This window comes from Roseburia sp. AF20-18LB (assembly GCF_003461185.1).
GTDB classification, from domain to species: domain Bacteria; phylum Bacillota; class Clostridia; order Lachnospirales; family Lachnospiraceae; genus Roseburia_C; species Roseburia_C amylophila.
The window spans coordinates 55,738-63,605 of record NZ_QTWP01000009.1 but is presented as its reverse complement, the minus strand read 5'-3'; the positions used below and the strand labels follow the sequence as shown (position 1 = coordinate 63,605).

The following is a 7,868-nucleotide window of genomic DNA, read 5'->3' as shown; positions in this document are numbered from 1 at the left end:
ATAAAACTGCTACGCTTAAAAGTCTAACTTTTTGGGGTCACGTCAGTTTGCTAAATGCTCCTTTCAAATATGCCTAAAATACGCTTGTATCTCCAATTCCCATATTGACCTCCTAAAGATGATATCATCTTGTAATATAATATTATTCTAAATTGTCTTCCTCCGGAAATAATATGTACAAAATATTTTCGTCATCCCCTGCAACTTCAAAACATACACTATTTCCATCTGACCGAATGCTATCATCCGTTATCTCAGAATCTCCAAACATTCCATATTCTCCGTTCCATGTAATTGTTCCATAATCTACAAGCATCTGCCCATTTTTATTTATCAAACAAATCTGATTATCTTCATTCAGCAGGAAAAAGCAGTCTTCTTTATGCCAGCACTCAAAATAACGCTTGTCATATAATGGATTCCCATTGGAATCTTCCAATTTCCATGTATCATTTGTTTTATATAATCTATACTCTCCATTTTTCCCCAATGTATAGTCACTAGAATTCTCACTACTTGAGCTTTCTTCATTCACCTGAAGTTGTCCTGCACTTGATAAACTATACTTATTCTGAGACTCCAAATCCCCTAAATCTGTCAAATTGCCATTTTCATCTATCGAATATAATTCATACTGATAACCTTCTGCCCAATAATCAACTGTTACAAAGATAAAACTATTGTCATCTTCTACTGTCATGCCACTTGGAGTAGCCAGCTCATTCCATTCCTGTAATCTTTCTCCCTTCAAATTGTATAATGATACATTGTAATATGCTTCTAAGCCGTTTGACTCATCTTTTGATTTCAATGCACCACCTATACAAACCAATATCCTGTCATTAGAAATAAGCTCTGTATTTAATACCGTTAAATCTACTGTATCATACATTGCACGGTCAATATCCTCTATCTCAAGAAGATTAATATCACATAGCATATCCCCTTTTATATCATAATATCTAAGCGAAATATCCTGATTCATATAATCTGTAGAATATGTATAATTCAGTTCATAGAAAAAGGGCGAATCGGCACTAATCTCTCCTAAATGAGGTGTAACTCTCTCTACTTTTCCATCCAGAATCTTCTGTCCATTGCTATCTAAAACTTCCTCTTCCCCTTCATATTCACACACAAAATATACTTCATCCTTATCACTTTCCTCCTCTTCTCCCCTGACAAGCTGGATGTTGTCATATTCAACCGGAATAACTTCATTGCCATCTTTGTCAATTACTCCGTATAATAATCCATCATTTTTAGAAACAATAACATATCCTGATGCATAATCTTCCAAATCATATTCCGTTGTTATTTTATAATTTTTCCCTTCTGATATACCCTCTGTTTCCGTTTCTAACTCACTGTCATTTTCTGATTTGCTTATTTCGGTTTCAGTTTTCTTTTGTGGCACATATGTTTTTTCTTCTTTTCCGCAGCCCGAAAAAATCATCCCTGATATTGCCAGTAACATCATAGTTTTTTTAACTATTTCTCTTTTCATTTTCTCTTCCTCTCTCCAAATCTATTCATCACTTTTTCTTAAGCATTTATATTTTAAAACATTTTGTTTTAAAAATCAATATAACAAATTGTTTTATGTATATTAAATTCAAGAGAGGTAACTAAATGGCAACTACAATTCATCGTTACAAGCATATACGTGATTTACGTGAAGATTCAGATATAACGCAAGAGCAGATGGCTCAGGTTCTTAGCTGTAGTCAAGTAGCGTATTCTTATTACGAATTGGGGAAACGTGATATTCCAACCGATATTCTTATAAAACTTGCGGACTATTATAATGTATCAATAGACTATTTGCTTGATCAAACTAATAATAAACTTCGGAATTTCTAAGCATCACACATATTGACTATGCGATTTTTCTCGCCACTTGCACCTACAGGACCTGCCACCGGCAGCTTCTTACGAATGAATGGCAAATAAAAAAGGGTACTTGAAAAGCCAAGTACCCTAGTGTATAATTTACTTAGAAAGGTAATCGGATATGCTCCGATTTGCCCTCAGTGAAAACTATTTTTGAAATAGCATCTACTTTTGGACGAGTGGGATGCTATTTCTTTTTATTATTATGATTATCTATGTAAGATAGCGCCGCGAATATTACTAGCAACAAAGTAAGAACTTCTATTGTGTTCATAGGGCATCACCCTCCTTTACCAACTAGAGGGCATCTAATAATCGGAAAACACATCCTGCTTTCTTTTTCAATTATACATTAATATTATACCATGTGAAGAACATATGTTCAATAAGTTTGTTTTTAATTATCTATCTTCATCTTTCCGTACAATCCCTTCTCCATCAAACTCCGGGATAAAACTCTCCTCTGCTACACCCCCTTCCTGGATGAAGCCATTTTCAATGCCAAGTTCAATCGCATAATCCACCACCGCATCATATTCCGCTTCCGTTACCCGGCGGCTTAATTCCGGATACTCCCTGCACTGTGGCAGCGGCGTATACTGATTCATAATGCTGATAAAAATCTGACCGCCATAGGTCTTAAGAAGATAAGATATCACACGCTTGGAATCTTCCACACAGTCCGGCATAACAAGATGGCGCACAATGACGCCTTTTCTCATCAGAAGAGACTCCCCGGCTTCGCTGCGCTCCTGATATTCTGCTGCGTCAAATATCATATTATTCTGCTGTTCCGAAATTTTCTTTTTCTCATCTGCCGGAAATTCCGCACTGCTGCCTTCTTTGCCTGCTGCCCGTTCGAAAACAAATTCCGGCTCGCCTACCTGCCGCACCATTTCTGCAATCGCTGCACTGGCACAAGTAAAATAGTCCGCTGCATGGGAATACCTGCTGCTGATTGCGCTGTCAACATATTTTAAATCAGGAAGATAAATATCCACATAGCCCTCTAACAGGCGAAGTGTTTCCACCTTTTCATAGGAACTGGTATTATAAACAACCGGAAGATAAAGTCCCTGCTGCTTTGCCTGCTTCAATGCCTCAACCACCTGTGGCACAAAATGTCCTGCCGTTACCAGATTGATATTATTTGCACCCTTTTCCTGCAATTCCAGGAAAATTTCTGCCAGCCGCTCTATACTTATTTCAATTCCAGCTTTTCCTGTGGCAATATTGTGATTCTGGCAGAAGATACAGCCTAAATTACAGCCGCTGAAAAATACCGTTCCGGAGCCATTCTGCCCGGAAATACACGGTTCTTCCCACATATGAAGTGCTGCTCTTGCAGCCTTTATAACTGCTGTCTGACCGCAGACTCCCATTTCACCTTTTTTACGATTTACGCCACATTCTCTTGGGCAGAGCATACAATTTTCCATCTCTTTTGCCTTTCCTTTATTTTTTCTTGCGGTTCTTCCCACTCCCGCCGGATTAGTCTTGCCTTTTCCGATTCTATCATATATAGTTATTCTTGTAGGATATTTTCTTATAATAACTATAACTTTTTTATATATCCTAACACAAATCTTTGAAATCACAAAGGAGTCTGACTATGAATACATCGATTCAAAACTGCATGGTTGCCCAGTCCGGTGGACCAACCGTTGCAATAAATGCAAGCCTTGCCGGTGTCATTAAAGGTGCTGCCGGCTGCTATGGCACTGTTTACGGTTCCGTAAATGGAATCTTAGGTATTTTAAATGAACATTATCTTAACCTTTCCGAAATTATGGAAGCAGACGAAAATGCATTAGAGCGTCTGATTCACACACCGGCAATGTACCTTGGTTCCTGCCGTTTTAAGCTGCCGGATTTTATGGATGATGATTCTTCTTATAACTATATTTTCAAGCAGTTTGAAAAGCTGAATATCGGTGCATTCTTCTATATCGGCGGAAATGATTCCATGGATACCGTATTAAAGCTTTCCGAATATGCCGAGCGAATCGGAAGCAATGTCCGCATTATTGGTATTCCAAAGACCATCGATAATGACCTGATGGTAACAGACCACACTCCGGGATTTGGCTCCGCCGCCAAATATATTGCATCTTCTTTACTTGAAATTGCACATGATACATTTATCTATGCCGTAAAGAGTGTAACAATCGTAGAAATTATGGGACGTGATGCCGGCTGGCTGACCGCCGCTTCCGCCCTTGCCAGAAATGAATACAGCGATGCACCGCATCTTATTTATCTTCCGGAATGCAATTTTGACAAGGAGGAGTTCTTAACAGATGTGCGTGCTCTCTTAGAGAAACACAACAATATTATCATTGCCGTATCTGAGGGAATTCATGATGCAGAGGGCAATTACATCTGTGCCGGAGAAAGCATGGAAGACACCTTCGGACACAGCCAGTTAAGCGGTGCCGGTAAAGCGTTGGAATATCTGATTAAAGACAATATCAACGTAAAAGTCCGTTCTGTAGAAGTAAATGTATTACAACGTTGCGCTGCCCACCTTTCTTCTGCCACCGATTTAAATGAAGCTGTTGCTTCCGGTGAACATGCTGTTGCGTTTGCAAAACAGGGCATTACCGCTTCCATGGTAACCATGAACCGTACTTCCAATGCACCATATACCATCGAATATGGTTATGCAGAAATCAAGAACATTGCGAATGAAGCAAAATCCGTTCCGAGAGCATGGATTAACGAGCGCGGAAATGATGTTACTGAAGAAATGGTTGAATATCTTCTCCCACTGATTCAGGGCGAGACTTCCATTTCCTACGAAAATGGACTGCCAAATTATATGAACGTGTCACACCTGACTAACAAACGTTAGTTACCCGCATATTCAAAATCCGCTGTCCCGGTTAAGACATTTTAATCAGTCTTTTCCGATACAGCGGATTTTTATTCCGAAATCATCTCAATGAATCTGCCGACTTCAGCCCATGCCCGCTTGGATTCCGGCATCATAAGCATTGCCATCTGGAATACATGAAACATTCCTTCGTAAATGCTTAAGCGGACTTTTACGCCCTGCTTCTTTGCCTTCTCTGCTACGGATGTGGAATCACTTAAAAGCATCTCATAAGAACCAACCTGAATCAGCATTGGCGGAAATCCTGTGAAGTCACCAAACAACGGTGAAATATAAGGATTCGTTTCGTCTGCGTCTCCCACATAATCCTTATTATAAATGAGACTGTCCCTTGTATTTCCAAATAACGGGTCCCGCTCATAATTCGTATCATAGGATTCACCGCTGGCAGTCAGATCTGTCCATGGAGACATGGCAATCAGTCCGCAGGGAAGTGCCTTCCCATGATCCTTTAAGTACATGCAAAATGCCAATGCCAGTCCACCTCCGGCAGAATCACCTGCCACAATAATCTGTTCCGGCTTAAATCCACAACTTAGCAGCCATTCATAGGCTTCCACCGTATCTTCCAATGCTGCCGGGAATGGATGCTCCGGTGCCACGCGGTAATCGATGGTCAGCACACTGATTCCTCTTCCCACCTCGCTGTAAAGTCCGGCAAAGGTGCGGTAGGCATTTCGCATTTTTCCAATATACCCGCCACCATGCAGCTGCAGAACCACTTTATCTTCCCTCGGATTCTGCATGGAGGTTAAAAGCTCCATTTCAAACTGTGGCATCTTAATTTTCTGCATCAGAAAACAGTCCGGGCATTTCCACGCCGGTTCCACCATTTTCTTACGAAGCTCTCCGGTCTTTAATTTTCTTCCTATCAAGTTATCACTTGCAAAACGGGCAATTAGGTCACGGATGACTCTGCCCTGTACACTCGTCTTACTTTCTTCCATAATCACCTTACATGAAATCTTCTCTTTAACTCTAGTCTGGCTCTGCGGTCACCGATAATCAGCGTTCCGAGGAATAAAAATACCGATATTCCAAATGCCAGTTCACTTAAACCCGGATGGGTCACGATGTGAAGTGCTATCAAAAGCAGCGGTATCAGGCTGCATACAATTCCAAACAACTGGAACATCAGATAACTCTGCCAGTTTCTGGAATTGATAATCATGAGCAGAACAATACCTGCATCTAACAGCATAATGCCTGCCGGAAGCACATAATTAACCGACCAGCCATGGAATCCCACTATCCAGTCAATCAGAATCACATATAAAATTCCGGATAATGTGGTTGCTATGATTTTCGTCCGATATCCATTATTGCTTAAAATATCCAGCCGGAAAATCAGGAACAGATACCAAAGTCCTGCAATTGCAATCAGGCTCCAGAGTTTTCCCTGATACCAGATATAATTGAGATAGCCTGCTGCCACACTGCCTAATAACACCAGAAAGAATATAATATTTGTCACAAATTTTAATCTTCTGGTGGGAATCCATGCATCCGGATAGGTATTGTGTCCTTCTTCTCCTTCTTCTAATACACTGTGGCACAGCGGACAGATCTGGCTGTCATCTAAGATTTCCACATTACAGTTCTTACATTTACTCATAATACACACCATTACTTTCTATTTCCACATTCAGACCATCCTCTGACAGTTTCCGGAAAAATCCACGCTGCAGGGATGTATCTTTTAAAACAGAACTAAAGGTAAATGCCAGCGTATCCTGATAGGAACAAATCGTTCCCTTGATATTCTGTCCCTTTGACATGGCAAGGAATGCATAAAACATCTTGATATATGGCTGGTAATCCTCTTCCACTTTCACATTTCCAATGTTGGTTACAGTGGATGTATTTGCCAGTGCTGCCGATGTATACACATAACGCATGGCAATATTTTTCAAAAACAGCGGTACTGCTCTTGCAATCAATAATTTCTCATTGGACACATTGTAAGAAAACAGTTCCTCTAAATGCTCTTTATTAATCTGTTGATGAAGACTCTCTGTAGTAATCTTCAATACTTCTTCAAACGTATAGGAATCCTCCACCGGTTCAAACTCTGCAGATACTACCGTAAAAAAGTTCTTGGTGGTAATGGAATTAAAATACGGTCTTAAATTCACCGGAACCGCTACACGAATCGGACGTTTGTCCGGCATACCATGCAGATATTCCCGATATACGCTGTAAGCAAATGCCGCAACCAGATACTCATTGATGCTGACACCATATTTATGACATACCTCTTTCAATGCCGGAATCTTTACAAATCCATGAATCACTCCAAATTCATCGGTTCGTAATTTTTCCCCTTTGATAAGATATGCTTTCTTTGTCTTATATCCCTTGGCATAGCTGTGCTTGTAATTTTTAAGGAAGCTGTCCTCACGGTTCATGGATGTGTCGCTGCTTAACTTATCTCCCAGCTTCTCCTTCAGTTCCGGATGCACCAGTCTTAAATACTGATAGGTCAGCTCCTTTAAGAAATTGATTCCGCCCATGCCATCTGTCAGTACATGAAAAACCTCAAGGTTAATCCGGCATTTATAATAAGTTACCCGGAAAAGATAGCTGTGGTTCTTATTCTGTCTGATAAAACGGCATGGAAAATGTCTTTCTTCCTGTACTCTTGGAGCACTCTTGCCATTCTCTTCAAAATAATACCAGAAAATTCCCTGACGCAGTCTCAAGTTAAAGCCCGGAAATTTCGGAAGTACGATATCCAGTGCCTGCTGCAGATACTCCGGCTGTACCTCTTCATTTAAAGTAACTGCAATCCGGTACACATTGCTCATTGCTTCTCCTGCAATTACCGGAAAAAGATGTGCCGTATTATCCAGCCGGTCCCATTTGATATCGGTATGACGGCGCTTATTATCTTCTGCTTTCCGCTGCTGCTTCTCCTGCTTTTCCAATTCCTTTGAAGCGGCTTTTTCGTGCCGGCTCTGCTCTTTGACAGCCCGCTTTTCCTGCTTGTTTTCTGCTTTGGCAGCGGCTTTCTCCTTCTTTATCTTCTCTTTATTTTGTTGTCTTAGCTTTTTTTCTTCTTTACTCATAACGAATATTA

7 protein-coding genes are annotated in these 7,868 nt (G+C 40.4%); 2 read left to right on the top strand and 5 right to left on the bottom strand.

Annotated elements, in window-relative coordinates; all coding sequences use genetic code 11:
- Positions 1 to 142 precede the first annotated feature (142 nt).
- Positions 143 to 1,507, bottom strand: a complete 1,365-nt coding sequence (locus DWX65_RS13195) for a WG repeat-containing protein (protein WP_118173590.1) — start codon at positions 1,505 to 1,507, stop codon at positions 143 to 145.
- A gap of 125 nt (positions 1,508 to 1,632) precedes the next feature.
- On the opposite strand from DWX65_RS13195, the gene DWX65_RS13190 reads away from it, so the two are divergent.
- Positions 1,633 to 1,863 (top strand): helix-turn-helix domain-containing protein, encoded by a 231-nt coding sequence (locus tag DWX65_RS13190; RefSeq protein ID WP_117697612.1) that lies wholly within the window; start codon positions 1,633 to 1,635, stop codon positions 1,861 to 1,863.
- 431 nt (positions 1,864 to 2,294) lie between these two features.
- On the opposite strand, the gene DWX65_RS13185 is transcribed toward DWX65_RS13190, so the two are convergent.
- Positions 2,295 to 3,332: a radical SAM protein gene (locus DWX65_RS13185; RefSeq protein WP_118173593.1), complete on the bottom strand. Its 1,038-nt coding sequence runs from the start codon at positions 3,330 to 3,332 to the stop codon at positions 2,295 to 2,297.
- Between the two features lie 173 nt (positions 3,333 to 3,505).
- On the opposite strand from DWX65_RS13185, the gene DWX65_RS13180 reads away from it, so the two are divergent.
- The gene (locus DWX65_RS13180; RefSeq protein WP_118173589.1) at positions 3,506 to 4,747 is read left to right on the top strand and encodes a 6-phosphofructokinase; all 1,242 of its coding nucleotides are present in this window, start codon (positions 3,506 to 3,508) and stop codon (positions 4,745 to 4,747) included.
- A 71-nt stretch (positions 4,748 to 4,818) separates the two neighbouring features.
- Here the strand turns inward: DWX65_RS13180 and DWX65_RS13175 are convergent, their stop codons facing one another.
- Genes DWX65_RS13175 through DWX65_RS13165 form a run of 3 tightly spaced genes read right to left on the bottom strand, consistent with a single transcriptional unit; the run spans position 4,819 to position 7,857 of the window.
- The gene (locus DWX65_RS13175; RefSeq protein WP_118173588.1) at positions 4,819 to 5,736 is read right to left on the bottom strand and encodes an alpha/beta hydrolase; all 918 of its coding nucleotides are present in this window, start codon (positions 5,734 to 5,736) and stop codon (positions 4,819 to 4,821) included.
- 2 nt (positions 5,737 to 5,738) lie between these two features.
- Positions 5,739 to 6,404, bottom strand: coding sequence for a DUF6320 domain-containing protein (locus tag DWX65_RS13170; protein WP_117841230.1), 666 nt, complete (start codon positions 6,402 to 6,404; stop codon positions 5,739 to 5,741).
- Entirely contained in the window at positions 6,397 to 7,857 is a 1,461-nt protein-coding gene (locus tag DWX65_RS13165; protein WP_242997875.1) for a hypothetical protein, read from the bottom strand. The genes DWX65_RS13170 and DWX65_RS13165 overlap by 8 nt, the downstream gene beginning before the upstream one ends.
- Positions 7,858 to 7,868 lie beyond the last annotated feature (11 nt).

Excerpts from the sequence above, each read along its gene's own strand:
- DWX65_RS13165 (WP_242997875.1), bottom strand. The coding sequence starts at position 7,857 with ATGAGTAAAGAAGAAAAAAAGCTAAGACAACAAAATAAAGAGAAGATA.
- DWX65_RS13185 (WP_118173593.1), bottom strand. The coding sequence starts at position 3,332 with ATGGAAAATTGTATGCTCTGCCCAAGAGAATGTGGCGTAAATCGTAAA.
- DWX65_RS13175 (WP_118173588.1), bottom strand. The coding sequence starts at position 5,736 with ATGGAAGAAAGTAAGACGAGTGTACAGGGCAGAGTCATCCGTGACCTA.
- DWX65_RS13180 (WP_118173589.1), top strand. The coding sequence starts at position 3,506 with ATGAATACATCGATTCAAAACTGCATGGTTGCCCAGTCCGGTGGACCA.
- DWX65_RS13195 (WP_118173590.1), bottom strand. The coding sequence starts at position 1,507 with ATGAAAAGAGAAATAGTTAAAAAAACTATGATGTTACTGGCAATATCA.
- DWX65_RS13190 (WP_117697612.1), top strand. The coding sequence starts at position 1,633 with ATGGCAACTACAATTCATCGTTACAAGCATATACGTGATTTACGTGAA.
- DWX65_RS13170 (WP_117841230.1), bottom strand. The coding sequence starts at position 6,404 with ATGAGTAAATGTAAGAACTGTAATGTGGAAATCTTAGATGACAGCCAG.